At 27.7% G+C, this 17629-nt stretch carries 15 protein-coding genes; 1 reads left to right on the top strand and 14 read right to left on the bottom strand.

Translation table 11 applies throughout. The features are described from left to right. Position 1: 1 nt before the first annotated feature. The 8 genes from EQF90_RS08115 to EQF90_RS08150 form a co-directional block, all read right to left on the bottom strand. Positions 2–1276: a class II D-tagatose-bisphosphate aldolase non-catalytic subunit gene (locus EQF90_RS08115; protein ID WP_134710857.1), complete on the bottom strand. Its 1275-nt coding sequence runs from the start codon at positions 1274–1276 to the stop codon at positions 2–4. A 12-nt stretch (positions 1277–1288) separates the two neighbouring features. After that, positions 1289–2344, bottom strand: coding sequence for a PTS fructose transporter subunit IIC (locus tag EQF90_RS08120; protein WP_134710856.1), 1056 nt, complete (start codon positions 2342–2344; stop codon positions 1289–1291). A 19-nt stretch (positions 2345–2363) separates the two neighbouring features. Continuing rightward, the gene (locus EQF90_RS08125) at positions 2364–2681 is read right to left on the bottom strand and encodes a PTS fructose transporter subunit IIB (protein ID WP_134710855.1); all 318 of its coding nucleotides are present in this window, start codon (positions 2679–2681) and stop codon (positions 2364–2366) included. Next, positions 2678–3160, bottom strand: coding sequence for a PTS sugar transporter subunit IIA (locus EQF90_RS08130; protein WP_209021404.1), 483 nt, complete (start codon positions 3158–3160; stop codon positions 2678–2680). Before EQF90_RS08130 ends, EQF90_RS08125 begins: the two co-directional genes overlap by 4 nt. Position 3161: 1 nt before the next feature. After that, positions 3162–5072 (bottom strand): BglG family transcription antiterminator, encoded by a 1911-nt coding sequence (locus EQF90_RS08135; RefSeq protein WP_134710854.1) that lies wholly within the window; start codon positions 5070–5072, stop codon positions 3162–3164. A 338-nt stretch (positions 5073–5410) separates the two neighbouring features. Further along, complete coding sequence (locus EQF90_RS08140) at positions 5411–6583, bottom strand: hydroxymethylglutaryl-CoA synthase (protein WP_134710853.1); 1173 nt, start codon at positions 6581–6583, stop codon at positions 5411–5413. Positions 6584–6592: 9 nt separating this feature from the next. Further along, positions 6593–7834, bottom strand: a complete 1242-nt coding sequence (locus EQF90_RS08145; protein ID WP_134710852.1) for a hydroxymethylglutaryl-CoA reductase, degradative — start codon at positions 7832–7834, stop codon at positions 6593–6595. 8 nt (positions 7835–7842) lie between these two features. Then, the gene (locus tag EQF90_RS08150) at positions 7843–9090 is read right to left on the bottom strand and encodes a thiolase family protein (RefSeq protein WP_134710851.1); all 1248 of its coding nucleotides are present in this window, start codon (positions 9088–9090) and stop codon (positions 7843–7845) included. A gap of 207 nt (positions 9091–9297) precedes the next feature. On the opposite strand from EQF90_RS08150, the gene ftsH reads away from it, so the two are divergent. Next, entirely contained in the window at positions 9298–11166 is a 1869-nt protein-coding gene (ftsH, locus tag EQF90_RS08155; protein ID WP_134710850.1) for an ATP-dependent zinc metalloprotease FtsH, read from the top strand. A gap of 140 nt (positions 11167–11306) precedes the next feature. Here the strand turns inward: ftsH and EQF90_RS08160 are convergent, their stop codons facing one another. The 6 genes from EQF90_RS08160 to lacA are packed head-to-tail and all read right to left on the bottom strand — an operon-like array spanning position 11307 to position 17514. Then, a complete protein-coding gene (locus EQF90_RS08160; protein WP_134710849.1) occupies positions 11307–13097 on the bottom strand; it encodes a glycoside hydrolase family 30 protein in 1791 nt (596 codons plus the stop codon). Positions 13098–13105: 8 nt separating this feature from the next. After that, entirely contained in the window at positions 13106–14509 is a 1404-nt protein-coding gene (gene lacG, locus EQF90_RS08165) for a 6-phospho-beta-galactosidase (RefSeq protein WP_134710848.1), read from the bottom strand. Beyond that, positions 14506–16209 (bottom strand): lactose-specific PTS transporter subunit EIIC, encoded by a 1704-nt coding sequence (locus tag EQF90_RS08170; protein ID WP_134710847.1) that lies wholly within the window; start codon positions 16207–16209, stop codon positions 14506–14508. The genes lacG and EQF90_RS08170 overlap by 4 nt, the downstream gene beginning before the upstream one ends. Positions 16210–16219: 10 nt before the next feature. Then, the gene (locus EQF90_RS08175) at positions 16220–16531 is read right to left on the bottom strand and encodes a PTS lactose/cellobiose transporter subunit IIA (protein WP_134710846.1); all 312 of its coding nucleotides are present in this window, start codon (positions 16529–16531) and stop codon (positions 16220–16222) included. A 31-nt stretch (positions 16532–16562) separates the two neighbouring features. Beyond that, positions 16563–17078, bottom strand: a complete 516-nt coding sequence (gene lacB / locus EQF90_RS08180; RefSeq protein WP_134710845.1) for a galactose-6-phosphate isomerase subunit LacB — start codon at positions 17076–17078, stop codon at positions 16563–16565. Between the two features lie 10 nt (positions 17079–17088). Next, positions 17089–17514 carry a galactose-6-phosphate isomerase subunit LacA gene (gene lacA, locus EQF90_RS08185; RefSeq protein WP_134710844.1) on the bottom strand — a complete coding sequence of 142 codons (426 nt, stop codon included), beginning with the start codon at positions 17512–17514 and terminating at the stop codon, positions 17089–17091. Positions 17515–17629 lie beyond the last annotated feature (115 nt).

A 17629-nucleotide genomic window follows, 5' to 3' on the forward strand; every position in this document is an offset into this window, starting at 1 on the left:
TTTATAATATTTCCTTAATTCTTGTAGTCACTCCTTTTAACTTATAACACTCAACATAATCTCTAATTGGTCTTTTTATATAATCAATAACAAATCTATTGCCATCTATATTATTTTCATTTAAATTACTATATAATTTTCCTATCTCTTCTTTTACATCATCATAATTGAAAGTATAATGACCAGCTATATCTAAAATTTCTTCTTTAAGAATTTCATCATTAGAATTTAAAATTTCTTCTACAGATAACTTTGCTTGCTCTCCAACCATCCATTTTTTCCATCTTCCACTTTTTATAGCATTAATCAGTAATACTTCTTTAATTTTTGATTTTTCTTTAATTAAACCATACTCATATAACTTTTCTTCAACTTTTCCCAGCTTCAAATATGCTCGAGTCTCTTCTGTACCATATTGAGGTGCAACATTTGTAGCTGTAATATTAGATGGAATATGTTCTAACAATGAAATATCATCTAGATAATCTCCATTATGCTCTTTTAAACCAACTCCATACTTCTTTGCCATTTCCGAAAGTTTATATGCATTTTCAAAATTAAACGTTCCAACTTGTTCTGTTTTTCTTACTAATGTTCCTGTTTGTCCAACTATAAACGTAGGCATAGGTAAATTTCTCAACTCTAATTCTTTACTTAATTTTTTTATAAATTTTTCATAAATTTCAGTTGAAGTTAGTCCTCCATTGGTTTCTTCCGTTCCTACTTCATATCCAATCTCTTGAATATTTCTTAATTTACGTTCTTTTTCACAATACTCTATTAGTTCTACTGTTCTCTTTAATACAACATTTAAAGGGATTACTTTCCCAATTTCTACAGGATCTTTTGTAGGATCAACCATTAATAAATCAAAACCAGATTCAATATCTCCTAAAAATGATTTTTTACCTAAATCCATAGCTTCCTTCTCTGGTAAATTATCATTTCTTTCCTTATCTCTTTGCCATGGTCCTCCATGATCTCTACACAAATAATAAAAATTATCATAATTAATTTTTTTGGAAACTTCATAAACATCTTTAGCAAATCTTTTTTGATCCCAAGAGTTAACATATCCCCCTCCCAATTCATCTAAATCTACTTGATTTCTACTTGCTATAAACATAACAGGAAAATCATATTCCATAGAAAGTTCTAAAGATGCTTGTACACAATTTAATGACATAGGTCCTATTCCTAACAATGTTGCACTATCTCCCTTTTTTTGAAGTTTTAATAATCCTTCTACTATTTTTTTTATAGGTAATTTTTTCATTTTTTATCCTTTCTATTTTTCAACTTCAATATTTTCAATATCAAGTTTAGGTTTAGTAAAATGTAAAATAACAACTGAAACTAATGTCCCAATTAATATTGATAAAATAAACCATATTCTACCTTCAACAGCTGGTAATACTATAGGTCCTCCATGAGGTACAAATACTTTAACATTTTGGAGCATACTTATAGCTCCTCCTACTGCTGAACCTATTATGATTGATGGTAAAACTCTCTTCATGTCTTTAACAGCAAAAGGTATAGCTCCTTCTGTAATTCCAATCATTCCCATAAATAGTGCTGAAAGTCCTAAATCTTTATCTTCTTTTGTATATCGATTTTTTGAAACTAATGTAGAAATCGCCATTGCTAAAGGTGGTATTGCAACAGCTACTCGATGAGCACCATTTGGTTCATATATTCCTTCAGCCATCAAAGCAATAGTAAATGCTGTAGCTGTCTTATTTATAGGCCCCCCCATATCTATAGCTGTCATTGCCCCTATAATTACACCTAATAGTATTGCACTTCCCCCTTGTATATTTTTAAGAAGATTTACAAGTCCTTCCATTAAGGCTCCTATTGGTGAAGCTATTAAATATATATAAATCATACTTAATGTGAATACGGATATAATTGGAATAATTAATATTGGCATTATAGTTCTTATTGTACTGCTTACTTTCCATGTCTTAACCCATTTTATAAAATATCCTGTAGCTACTCCTAAAATCATAGCTCCTATAAAACCTGTTTTTATTTGATTTTGTCCTATTGGATTATTTGCTAGGTAACCTAAAATCATACCAGGTGCTAAAGCAGGCTTGCCTGATATTGAATAAGCAATATATCCTGAAAGTAAAGGAATCATCATTGCAAATCCCGCAACTCCAATATCAACTATATTTTTCCAAAATTGACTTGATACCTCCATTCCTGTATTTGTTGCTTTCCCTGTTGCAAGCCCTAAAGCAATGAATATACCACCAACAACGACTGATGGTAACATATATGACACACCAGTATTAAAAGCTTTCTGTAATTCATTAAAAATTTTTTTATTCATTTTTACTCCTTTTTTGTTATTAAATCAATGAAATTGCTTCACTTATGTATTTTTCCGGTCTTTTTAATAATTCTCCTGGCTCTACATAAATTATTTTTCCTTCATTTTTTTTATCATCAAATCTTTCTTCATTTTCAATACTTATTGCTACTGCAAAAATTACAACATCTGCATCATTAATTTCTTCCTGCTCTAATTCATTTTCAATTCCCATACTTCCTTGAGTTTCAACTTTTACATATATACCTCTCTTCTTACATTCTTTCTCTATCGCCGCCTGTGCCATATATGTATGTGCTATACCTGTTGGACAAGCAGCTACTGCTACTATCTTCATTTTTCCTCCTTTATTTTTATTGAATTCAATTTTTCATATATAATATTTTGATCTATTTCATGAAGTAACATATTTTTAAAATCTTCATCTATCAACTTCTTACTCAATTCAGATATTATTTTTAAATGTATTTTGCTAGCATTTATTTCAGGAACTCCAATCATAAATATTAATTTTACTTTTTCACTATCATAATTAATCCAATCAATTTCTTTTTCCAATCTCATAAAAGCTATAAATGGTTTATTTACCGAATCACTTTGTCCATGTGGTATCCCTATTAAATTCCCGATATTCGTCGGCATTATTTTCTCTCGTTTTTCTAAAGATTTTATAAATTTACCAATATTATTAATCAAATTAATTTCCTTAGCCTTATTTGCTATATAATCAAAAATATCTATTTTATTTTTTTTATTCATATTTAGAAAAATTAATTGCTTATAAATCACATTTTCTATTTTCTTTTCATTATTCAAATTATTCCTCCTCAAAAACTCCGATAATTTTATCTATATTTCCATATCTTATTTTTTTTAATTTTTTTTCATCATTTATAATTTCATAAATATGTGACAAAATTTCTCTAGTGTCATTAACATCTGCTTTCGCAACACAAATAATAAAAAATATATCTACATAGTACTCATTCCATTTTATTTTTTTCTTAGTTCTTATTAATAAAATAGAAGTACTATTAACATTTTTAGGACTACCATGAGGTATCGCAACCCCTATTGGTAAATCAGTCCCTCCTAATTCCTCTCTTTCAATTACATCTTTTATAAATTCTTTTTTTACTATTGATTTTTTTATTAAATCTTTTCCTACCTTTTCTAATAATTCCTCTTTAGATGAAATATTTTTATCTAAAAAAATATTTTCCTTAAATAAAAATTTATTATATAGTTTTTTTTCATTATTTTGATCTTTACGTTTACTACTTAAATAAATAATTTGCTTAATTTTATTAATATCATTGTTAGTTAAAAATGGAGAAATCATAATTACTTCTTTTTTAACTTTCTCTAAATAAAAAGTAGAAATAATAAAATCATATTTATCTAAATCAATAGTTTCTATTTCTAAAGCTGAGGCAAAATCAATACTGCCAATAAAAGGAAAATTATTTTCCATTTTACTTATCAAATATTCATAAGATGAATTTCCTAACTGACAAACTAACAAAATTTTTTTATTCATTTTAAGTTTTTCTATTGCAGATTGAAAATATAAAGTTAAAAATGCTACTTCATCTTCAATTAATTGAAAATTATATTGTTTAGAATAGTCGGATAATGAAATCCAAATCGTATTAAATGTAAGAGGAAATTCAACTTTTATTTGAGAAGTAAATGGATTATCAACTTTATGATGATTCTTCAATCTATATATCATTGCTGGTATATGTTTTGATATCTGATTTATAAACTCCTTATTATCAAAGAAATTTATTCCAAATGCTTCTGAAACTTTTTTTATAAGTTTATCAACCATTTCTATAGATTCTTTTGTTTCTTTTACATTTTCAAATCTATTTAAGATTAATTGATTTTCTAAAAAATCAATATCAAATTCCTTAAATTCAAAATTAAGTTCTTTTGATGCTGTATTCAATAAATATTTAGAACCATTTTTATAATCATCTCTTAAAAGATTATTTTTATATTTCCTTTTTTCATGATGTTTACTTTTAGTTAATCTATAAACAAGAATTATATAAATATTCAATACATTCTGTATATAATAATCTGCAACAACATTGCTATTTTGTTTTATAAAATTAAATAATATATTTTTACAAATCTTTACTAACTTTTCACCATAATAATGTTCTAATAAACTTATTTTTTCTAAAGAATCATCTACTCCTATGTAACCCCTTACCTTATTTAATAAAAACCTATTAAACTGCAAAAGAGCAATTTGAAAATCATATTCTTTTCCTTTTAACCTTGTACCAAAATTATCACTTACTAATTTAATATTCGAACCATAACATAGTATTTTTGAAATAATTTCAATATCATAATTAATAGAAGATTTACTTACAAAATATATCTCTGACAATTTATTTATACTTATATAATCTTCATCAAAAAGTAATTTTCTCATTATTTCTAATCTTCTATTCAAAATATCATATTTATCATTAAAATTTTCTTCTAAATGTTTTTTTTGTATATGATCTTCTTTAACTAATTTAATGCCTACGCCACGTTTTTTTTCAATTAATATATTTTCAGAAAATAATTCAGTTTCTATCTCTTTAATATATTTTGATACCGTTCTTTTGGAAACACCAATTTTTCTAGAAAAATCTGAATAAGTTACATATTCGTTAGCATTTGTCAACAAATCTTTTATTAATTCTTTTCTTTTTGATTTCATTATTCCTCCCTTCTTCTTTATATTAATTTAATTATATTTTATATCTGAATACGTATTCTTGGTAGTACAATTAACTTCTACAAATAAATTTATATTTTTATTCCAAAATTATATGATATATAATACATGAATTGAGTTATAATTGTATTATTTTTTCAAAAATATTAATGTTAAATTATTCACCTATATTAACCTGTTTTGATTGTCGTTTTCAAAAAAGCTGTTATAAAGTAATTAATTAAATTACTTTATAACAGCTTTTTTACTACTGACTTTTTAATTATAATCATATAATTTTCTCATGGGTTAATTCCATATACCACAAATTAATGAAAATTTCACTTTAACAAAACATACTCTCTCTTACCATTTTCAATTCCTTTTAAATTAAATCCTTTTTCCATTAATTTTTCTTCAACATGTATAAAATTTTCTTCAGTATATATCTTTTCAAAATAGTTAAGATCATATTCTGATACGTCTATCTCATCTCTGTTTTCTAACATTTTTTCTATGAATTTTATATCTATATTACTAGTGAAATCTTTTAATAATATCCCTGTAAATAACTCGCATACAGCCCCTGAACCATAGCTAAAAAATCCTATTTCTGAATTTTCTTTAAGATTTCCATAAATTAATTGAGATAAAAATGATAAATACAATGAACCGGTATACAAATTTCCTATTTGTCTACATAGTTTTGTGCTTTGATCATACTTTGATAACCATTTTTGAGATAATAACGGTAAATCTTCTTCTAATGATATCAATGCTTTTTTCCCCATCTTTGAGAATGGAAGATGAAATAACATTGTATCTATATTTTGTAACGTATTTTTATATCTATTTTTAAATTCATTTACAGACTCCTTAAACATATCAATATATAATTGAGTTGAAAATTTCCCATCAACAATAGGGTATTCACTATAACTTGGTCTCCAAAAATCATATTCATTTCTTGTTAACGATACAAACTTATCAGTAACTCTTAAAATTTTTGGACTTGAACTGATTAAAATCGCAATTGCTCCTGCTCCTTGCGTAACTTCCCCTCCGGTTTTTGGACCATATTTAGCTATATCAGAAGATACTATAAGAACTTTTTGATTTGGTCTTAATCTTACGTAATCACACGCTATTTGTATTGCAGCAGTAGCTGAATAGCATGCTTGTTTAATTTCATAAGTTTTAGCAAATTTGTTTATATGAAGCAAATCAAATAAATACGTTGAAGCAGACTTTGAAAAGTCAAATCCTGATTCCGTAGCAAATATAACCTGACCTATATTTTTTTTATCTTCATCATTTAATATATTAATAGCTGCATTTGCCGCCATACTAACTATATCTTGATTTTTAGGAATAATCGACATTTTTTCCTGACCAATCCCTTTAGTCCATTTATCAGGATCAACATTCCTTTGTCTTGCTAATTTTTCAATATTAACATAATATTTTGGAATATATAATGAAATTTTTTCTATACCAACATATTTGTCTTGCATATATTTCTCCTATTTATTTCTTAAATTATCAAGTATTAATTTAGCTTCCTCTATGTTTATTTTCCCTTTAGATTTGAGTTTTTTAACTACTTCATCTATTTCATTTTCATTAGCTCCAGCTTGCTTAGCTAAAGTCTTTGCATGAAGGGACATGTGTCCTTTTTGAATTCCCTCTGTTACTATTGCCTTAACTGCACTGAAATTTTGAGCCAAACCAACTGCTGCTATTATACTTGCTAATTTTTTTGAACTTGGATTATTCATTAAATTTAATGACCAATTTGCAATTTGATGAATAGAAATTGTACCTCCCAAAGTAGCAACTGGAAGAGGCATTTCTATTTCACCTATCAATTCTTCCTTATCTTCATCATAGATCCAAGATGTTAAGGATTTATATTGACCTGACCTAGCAGCATATGTATGTGCTGCAGCTTCTACAGCTCTCCAATCATTTCCTGTAGCCAATACAACAGCATCTACTCCATTCATAATGCCTTTATTATGAGTTGAAGCTCTATAGGGATCTAAACTAGCATATTTTGTAGCTAACTCAATTTTTTTCGCAATAACTTTTGCCACTTCTACATCTTTATTTAGCCTTAAAATAGGAATACTTGCTTTTGCACTTACAATAGATTCTGTAGCATTATTTGAAATTATTCTTAATATATAATCTGCACCCGCAATTTCGCAGACCCTTTGTGAAATATGTTCTAAAATTGTGTTAATTGTATTGGCCCCCATTGCATCACAGGTGTCTACCGAAAGGTAAAGCGTTACAAATTTTTCACTTTCAAACCCCTCAAACCATATTTTTTTGGGACCACCACCTCTTTTAATCATATTTTGAGATTTTTCTTTTGCCATTTCTATAAATTCTTGTTGATGTTGTTTTAATCTTTCCAAAGATAATTTTACATTTTTTACATCATACAAAACTATTTGACCTATAACTGCTTTTTCAATCATTTCAGTTTTTATATTTCCTAAAATTTTAGCCCCATTGCTTGCAGCAGCTACTACAGACGGCTCTTCTATAGCCATAGGAATTAATATTTTTTCATTATTTATTTCAAAATTCATAGCTATTCCTAATGGAATTTGGTAATTTTGTATATAATTCTCAATCATTAAATTTGCCGTTTCATTTTCTAACACTTTAATTTCACTTAATAAATTTAATGATTTCAATATTTCTCTTCTTTCATTTATTGTCTTATTATAAAATTTATAAAATAGATTATCCATAATATCTCCTATTTAGTATTTTTATTAAAATATCCATTTTCTAATAATATAGCTATACCTTGACCTCCACCTATACATGCTGATACAATCGCATATCTTTTTAATGGATTATTTTTAAACTCATAGAGCATTGTATTAATTAATCTAGCTCCTGACATTCCTAAGGGATGTCCTAAGGCTAAAGCTCCACCATTAACATTAAATTTATTTTTATAAAAATCTGATGAATGTGAAATTCCTAATTCTTTCAAGCAACCTATGACTTGTGCAGAAAAAGCCTCATTTATTTCCAAATAATCTACATCTTTTTCTAGATCTAAATTATTATCTTTACACAATTGCTTAATAGCTTCGACAGGGCCAAGTCCCATCATTTCAGGAGAAACTCCAACAACTGAATAATCTACAAAATATGCCATAATATCTAAATTGTTATCTCTTGCATATTTTTCTGTTGTCATTATTTCAAAAACTGCTCCATCATTAAAACTAGAAGAATTTCCCGGCGTCACAGTTCCATTTTCTATAAATGCAGGTTTCAATTTTTGTAATTTTTCTATGGAAATATCTTTTCTAATCTGTAAATCTTCTTCAATAATTTCTTTTTTCCCATTTTCAATAACCTCAATAGAAAACATTTCTTCTTTCAATCTTCCATTTAAGGTCGATTTTATAGCTTTTAAATGACTATTTAATGCATACTCATCTTGTAATTTTCTGGATATATCATATTTTTTTGCTATATTTTCAGCTGTAACCCCCATATTAGGAATCTTTGAATTTGTGCCTGATGCAGATCTTAATGATTCAATATTTGCATCTAAAATTTGTATATTTCCTAATTTTTTAGGATTAAATCTACTATCTTCTTCTAACTGAAATGGAGCTCTCGACATAATTTCAATCCCTCCTGTAGCAATAACTTTTTTCTTATTAAAAAATAATTCTTGATATGCATTTATAGCAGACTGTAATCCTGAACCACATATTCTATTAACTGTCATAGCAGTAAAATCATTTTTCAATCCTAAATCTAATCCTATTACTGAGGCTAAATTACAAGCAGTAGGAGTTGATATAACATTTCCTACTATAATTTCATCAATATCATCTTTATTTATTTTCGATCTATTTATAACTTCTTTAAGCGTAATCTCACCTAATTTCTGAGGCGTAAAACTTCTAAACTTACCTAAAAACTTACCTATAGGTGTCCTAACACCCGCTAAAAAAACTATTCTATTTTTTTCTTTCATAATTTTTCCTTCGTAGTTATATAAATTATTGAAATACAACAAAATTATATTGTTTATCAATATTAACCTTATTATCACATATTATATAAATTTTATCAATATATTTATATTTTCTTTGTTTTGGGGTAATATATATTAAGGGAGAATATAAACAAAATTTAAACACTTTTATGTTATACAATAATAAAAAATAAAATAGGAGAATTTATGCCATTTAAAAATAATGATAAAAAAAATGATGATAGAAAACCTATATGGTATTGGTATGCTGTCGGTGCAGCTATAATTATTTTAATTCAATTTATACTTGCCCCGATGATTAAAAATGCTTCTGTTAAAGAAGTAAGTTATGACCAATTCTTAACTATGCTTAACAAGGGAGAAATTGAAAAAATTAAAGCAGAAAGTAAGCAAATAAGTTTTAATGTAAAAAAAGGTGATAAAAATTTAAATTACAAAGTTGGCATATGGCCAGATAAAGATTTAACAGATAGAATTTTAAAAACAAAAACTCAATTTGGAAGTGAAATCATCGAACCTACCAATCCACTAATTATCTTTTTAATACAATGGGTTGTTCCTTTTGCATTAATGTTCTTAATAATAAGATATTTAACTAAAGGTATGATGGGTGGCTCAAATGCTTTAAGCTTTGGAAAATCAAATGCCAAAAGATATATAAAAGCATCTAACTCTGCTACATTCAAAGATGTTGCCGGTCAAGATGAAGCAAAAGAAAGCTTAGAAGAAATTGTAGACTTTCTTCATGACCCTAAAAAATATGCTGCAATTGGTGCTGTTGCACCTAAAGGTATACTTTTAGTTGGACCTCCCGGAACAGGAAAAACTCTTCTTGCTAAAGCTGTTGCAGGAGAAGCAAATGTACCATTTTTCTCAATTTCAGGTTCTGAATTTGTAGAAATGTTTGTTGGCCTTGGTGCTTCAAAAGTTAGAGATTTATTTAAACAAGCAAACGAAAAATCTCCTTGTATAGTATTTATTGATGAAATTGATGCTATCGGTAAACGTAGAGATACATCAGGATATAGTGGAAATGATGAAAGAGAACAAACACTTAACCAATTATTAAATGAAATGGACGGTTTTGATGCTACAAGTGGTGTAATTATCTTGGCTGCTACGAATAGACCTGAAATACTAGATCCAGCTTTAACAAGACCTGGTAGATTTGACAGACAAGTTAGAGTAGAATTACCTGATATTAAAGGTAGAGAAGAAATCCTAAGAGTACACTCAAAGAAAATTAAAATGAAAGAAGATGTAAATCTTCATAACATTGCTAAAATGACTGCCGGTGCATCTGGTGCTGATTTAGCAAATATGATAAATGAAGGTGCTTTAAGAGCTGTTAGAGAAGGCAGAGATAAAGTTACAGAAGAAGATTTAGCTGAATCTGTAGAAGTAGTAATTGCTGGTCATAAAAAGAAAAATGCTGTAATAACTTCAAAAGAAAAAGAAATTATTGCATATCATGAAGTTGGTCATGCTATAACCGCAGCTGCTCAAACTCATACTGCTCCAGTTACAAAAATTACTATAATTCCTAGAACATCAGGTGCTTTGGGATATACAATGCAAGTTGAAGAAGAAGAAAAATTCTTAAGATCAAGAGAAGATTTATTCCAAGAAATCGTAATATTAACGGGTGGTAGATCTGCTGAGGAGATTATATTTAACACAAAAACAACAGGTGCTTCAAATGATATAGAAAGAGCTACAAAAATCGCAAGAGCAATGGTTACAACATATGGTATGGAACAAGAATTTGACTTTATATTATTAGAACAAAATTCTTCAAGATATCTAAAAGGCTCAGGTACTAATTCATTTGCAGCAGCTGAAACCGAAAATAGAGTAGATCAAAAAGTAATGGAAATAATTTCTGAAGCTCACAAAAAAGCTCATACATTATTGCGTGAAAATATAGATAAACTTCATGAAATTTCAAAATATCTTTTAGAAAAAGAAACTATAACAGGTGCAGAATTTATGGACATTTTCAATAGTGATTATATATTGACTGAAAAACCTGATTATATTAAAAATTTAGAATAAAATTAAAAGGATTAAAATCCTAAAAATAAAAAGGACTGTTATAAAATAACCAAAAAGTTTATTTTGCAACAGTCCTATATATTTTAATAATTTTAAATAGTGAAAATAATACTATTAAAAATATAAATTTATTCAATTATTTATCTAATTTTAATCAATGATAAATGTTTATCCCAACATTTACCCCCTTTATCGAATGTTATCCTCAAATAATTTGTTCCCTCTTTTAATTCTTTTTTAGGTCTTACATTTATTTTTTCCCAATACCCTCCGGTTAACATAGGCAAATCATACATATAATCTAATTTTTCCCAATTTTGTCCATCAGAAGATATTTCAAAATCTAATCCCTGTAAAGCAATATGATAATATATAACTGCATCAAAATCTTTCATATTTTCTAATTTATAAACTATATTTTCTCTCGAAAGTCTAGTTCTTCTTGCTCTTGAAAAATCGTTATCAAATGCGTTATATGGATTATATGCTTCTAACATCCAATTACCTGATTTAGAATGAATCTTATCCCAATTATCTAAATTATCATAGATTCTATAGCTTTTATTTTGTTGTTTTTCGTCATTAATATTGCCTGTATATGTTATAGTGGTATATCCACTAACTGAAATTCTTGCAGTATTATCATCTATATATTGTGATGGGAATTTTTCTAAATTGTACTTATCATTTGTTATATGAGGGGTAAGTTTATTTAATTTTACACCTTCAAAAGTTAAATCTATAGTTTCATTATTTTGACCATCATTAAGAGCAACTACAACGAAATCTCCCGTTTTATCATTTTTGTATGCTGATAAATGTAAATTTCCCGTTGGATTTTCTGTAATTTCTACTCTCTTATATCCATGTTTTATAAATTTACTAAAATTACCAAATGAATACAATCTCTTTGCATCTATGTAATTATCTTTGTCAACTAATCTTATCAAACTTTCATTATTATTTTTATAAGCAGCTCCTAACCAAAAAATAAAGGCATTTATATCCGCTCTAGTTAAAAAATCATGAATGTATCTTGACCATTTTACCCCATCCTTAAAACCTGTACCTCTAAGAATAGTTTCTGAAGTTTCTGTAAGCCAAATTTTTTTATTATTTTTCTTTGCACCTTCAAATACATATGGTCTTCCTCTATAATAATGTGATGCAATTATATCAACACTATCTATCGCACCTTTATCTTCATAAATTGATGATAGTCTTTTATCTGTCCAAGTTCCTTCTTCACCTACAATAATTTTTGCATCAACTTTTTCTTTTACAAAAGTAGGTTTTAAATATTCTTTTACAAATTTTCTAAATTCTTCTTTTGACCATAAATTAGATTGCCAAAAAGCAGCATATTCAGGCTCATTAGCAATAGAAATTGCATCTATTTTGATATTATGATGTTTTTTATATCCTTTAACATATTCTGCAAGATATTTAGCATATTCTTGATAATACTCTTCTTTTAATCTCCCACCTCTTACAATTCTATTATTTGTTTTCATCCATGCAGGTGGCGACCAAACCGTACTCATAAATGTTTGAACTCCCCTTTTTCTAGCTTCATTCATAACCCATTGTTCCGGTTCATATGGTTTAAAATCCCATGTATCCTTATCAGGATGAATAGTTGGCATATTTAATCCATTACCAACTTCACTTCTTAAAATACTTAATCCTATACCTTTTTCATTAGAAAAAAGTAAATCCATTAGTTTATCTCTTTTATGATGTTCATAAATTTGATTTCCATAAACATCCGCAGATTGAGATACCCCAAAACCATCTATTTCTTGAAAAACTTTATTTGCATTTAATTTAGCTATAGGTATTTGTACATCTGCTTTTGCATTTTTCACAGGTAAACTTACAACAAATATAACTGATGCTAAAAAAATCGATAATAATTTATTTAATTTCATATTTTACCTCAATTCAAAATTTGTGTTTCTGCTAAATTTTTATACCAGTAAGCACTTTGTTTTGGAAATCTTTCCTGGGTTTCAAAATTAACATAAAACAGTCCATATCTTTTTTCGTATCCATTAGACCACGAAAACACGTCCATCAATGACCATAAAAAATATCCTTTTACGATAGCTCCATCTTCTATTGCATCAGCTACAACATTCAAATGTTGTTTTATATAATCTATTCTATCGTAATCATAAACTGTATTATCTTCAAATTTATCTTTGTTTCCTAAACCATTTTCAGTAATATATATTTTTTTATAATTTGGATATTCTCTTTTAACTCTCATTATTTGATCATATAGTCCTCTAGGATATATCATCCAATCCCAATCAGTACGGGGTATGTCAACACTATATTCTCTTTTGCCAACACCTTTAATTTGATATTTTGAACCTCCTTTCGCACCTTTAGAATTATGAGTTATTTCTGTTTCACCTTCAAAATGACGCATCCAATCACTCATATAATAGTTTATTCCTAAAAAGTCATTCAAATCTTTTGCAATATCAAATATTTCTAAATCTTCTTTTCTTATATCCAAGTATCCTCCATGGATTTCTAAGATATGATTCACACCTTCCATTGTTTCAGGTGAATAATGCCCCAAATAAGTTGCATCCAATATAAATTTATTATGAATTATATCTTCTAATTTTGAAGCTCTTATATCTCTTTCATCTTTCGGATTATATGGATATTTTGTTGGAAGTGCATGAACTATTCCAATTTCCCCATCGTAGCCTCTATTTTTATATTCAATAACTGCTTTAGCATGAGCTAACATCATATTATGATGTGAATTAAAAACTTTTTCAAAATCATATTTTAATCCAGGTGGAAATTTCCCAACTAAGTACTGTCCTTCTCCTATAGGTCCAATTTCATTAAATGTTGTCCAATATTTGATTTCCTTGAATTCTTCAAAACAGAACTTTGCATAATTTACAAAATGTTCCACATTTTCCCTATTTAAGAAATCACCTTTAGAATGTAAAAATTCTGGAGTATCAAAATGATGTAATGTTACAAATGGTTCAACACCTCTTTTCTTACATTCCGCAAATAATTTATGATAAAATTCTACTCCTTTATCATTTACTTTCCCGTAACCCTTAGGAAAAATTCTGGACCACGCAATTGAAATTCTTATACCATTTATAGAGAAATCTTCACAAAGTTTTAAGTCAATTGGATATCTATTATAAAAATCACTTGCCGGTTCTGCTGTATACCAATAATTTTCTTTTAAATATTTATCCCAAGCAACTTCTCCTTTTCCGTCTTTATCTATACTTCCTTCAGCTTGATAAGCTGCCGTTGCTCCTCCAAATATAAAGTCTTTTGGCAATTTTTTCATTTATTTAAACTTTCCTTTACAAATTTTAATGATGCTAATCCATCTCTACTTAATGAAATATATTCAGCACCTTCTGTCTTAACAAGTTTTATGCCTAAAGCATCTGTTTCTTTCTTTATATCTTCATAATTAGAAGCAACTTGAGGAGCAAGTACAACTAAATCAAAGTTTTTCAATATATCTCTGTGTGCTCCATAACTATCAGCTACAGCATTAACTGATACTCCATGTTCCTTAGCTGCTTTATTAAGTGCATTACTTAAAAGTCCACTCGTACCGCCTCCTGCACATAAAACTAAAACCTCAACATGCTCATTAATTAAAGAATCACTCATAACTTCTTTTTTCTTTGAAATAACATCTTTAGCTTTTTTTGTATCAAAATTTGCGTTAACTTTCTTTTCTAAATTTGAGCTTTCTTCACTTTTTCCTTTTATTTCTTCTTCTAAAATTTGTTGATCATATATTCTAAAGAATGGATAATAAATTAATACGTCTACTACAATCAATACAAATATTAATATTATTGCTAAAAATTGGAAGTTTAGACCTAATAACATTCCAATAGGTGCTGGAGTAGTCCAAGGTAAGTTTGCTGTAAAACTGTTCATTTTTAGTGTATCTACAAAAAACTTAAATATCCAAACGTTTACAATTGGTGCTAAAATAAATGGTACAAAAAATATTGGATTTAATACAAGAGGTCCACCAAATAATATTGGTTCATTTACACCAAAAAATGTTGGAACTACAGATGCTCTACCTACAACTTTATTTCTTTTTGATTTTGCAAGCCACATAAATATAAATGGAACAACCAATGTAGCTCCCGTACCACCCATTGTAACTATAAACATTTGAGTTCCGGCTGTAATTACTTTATCTGCATGTTGTCCTGCTTGCATTAAACCTAAGTTTACTTCTGCATTAGTATACAATACAGCTGCTATAGCTGGTTCTACAATAGATGGACCGTGGATACCTATAAACCAGAAGAATGCATATGCCCCAAATATTATTGTCAATCCTAAATATCCATCAGCTGCCTTAAATAATGGTGCTAATAAAATACTTATTGATTCAGCAACGTTTTTACCTGCATAATTGTGAACTAATATATCCAATCCATATAAAATTACAATAGAAATTGAAAATGGAATTAAATCCTTAAATACTTTTGAAATGTTAGGTGGTACTTCTCCCGGCATTTTTATTGTTACATTATTCTTAAAACAAACTTTATATACATTTACTGTTAAAAATGCTGCTAAGAATGCTGCTATCAATCCCTTTGTTCCCATATAAGAACTTAAAAATCCACCATCTTTAGATGGATCTGCAGATAATAGTAAAAATCCTACCATTGCAGCTAACATTGTTGACATAAAATTCATTTGATTATTTGATCCCATGTTTCTATTCATAGAATCTGTTAATGCTTTTGCTGTTGTTCCTGCAACCAATATCCCTAAAATACCCATAGAATAATTATATGGCTTCATTAATAATTCAACAGTTTTATCACTCCATTTAAATCCAAATGCATTTGGAACAAATGCTATAAGTAAAAATATACTCGAAAATAGTACTACCGGCATACCTGCTATGAAACCGTCTTTTATAGATCTTAAATATATATTTCTTGATAACTTTTCAAAAAATGGTTTAACTTTTTCTATTTTTTTAATTAATCCTTTCATTTTCTTCTCCTCATTTTTCTTTATAAAGTTCAATTATTGTTTCTATTAAATCTCTTAACAACATTGTAGTCATCAAATGATCTTGACCATGAATAAAAGTTACACTAAATGGTAAATCTTCGCCTCTAGCTTCTTTTACCAATAATTCAGTTTGAGTTTTATGAGCATTAATTATGCACTTTTCACCTAAATCAATTTCTTCTTTTGCTTTTTCAAAATCCTTAGATTTTGCATATTTTAATGCGTTCATATAATGAGATCTTGCATCTCCCGCATATGCAACTATCTCAAATCCTATCATTGTGATATCATCTTTATTCATTTTACCTCCTTCTATAAATTTTAACTTATAATCAATTGCCGTATTCTCCTTTATCCCACTTTTCAATGAATTCATCAAAAAATCCTTCATCCTCTTGATTTAGTGCTTCAGTTTCCACACAAGCAATTTTTTCTAAAATTAATTTATTTTCTGGTGTATCTTTATATTTTGTATTTATAAATGCATCTATAATATCATTCATCAGAAATTCGCCTGTTATTTTTCCACCGAAACCAATAACATTTGCGTTAAGATTTTCTTTAGCATATACAGCACTTGTAATATCCCTTACAAGTGCAGACCTGATCCCTTTTACTTTATTAACAGCATTGTTAATTCCTACACCAGTTCCACAAATACAAATTCCTAAATCAGCTTTACCATTTTTTACCGCATAACCAACCTTTTTACCATATATAGGATAATGAGTTCTTTTATAATCATAAGTTCCAACATCAAACACTTCATGTCCATTATCTATTAAATGTTTAATTACCTTATTTTTTTCATCTGTTACGATATGATCACAACCAATTGCTATTTTCATATATCACCTCCTAACACATTTTATTTAGCATATCAACTCTAATTTCATGTCTTCCAGCATCATAAACGCCATAAATAAATGACTTAACAATATTTATTGCCAACTTTTCACCAACTAAAAGTGAGCCTAAAGTTAAAACTCTTGAATTATTATGACTTCTTGTCATGTATGCACTTCTCTCTTCTGATACATTTGCTGCAATAATTCCTTTAACTTTTGTAGCAACAATAAAACTTCCGACACCATATTCATCAATAATAATAGCTAAATCATCTGGATTTTTTTTTATTTCTTTTACAATATCAAGTGTCAATGAAACAAAATCATCATCTTCTCTACTTAAATCTATTACCTCCTTCTTTTCAGCTTTTATAAAATCTAAAATTTTATTTTTCAATACTTTAGATCTTTGAATTGAACCTACAATAACCCTCATACAACCTCCTATTTTATGATAACGTTTTTTGGTTATCTTAATTATAAAATAAATAAAACAAAAAATCAACATTAATGTTTAATAATTGAACATTAATGTTGATTTTTTGTTTTAT

The organism is Helcococcus ovis (genome assembly GCF_004524775.2).
GTDB lineage: Bacteria > Bacillota > Clostridia > Tissierellales > Peptoniphilaceae > Helcococcus > Helcococcus ovis.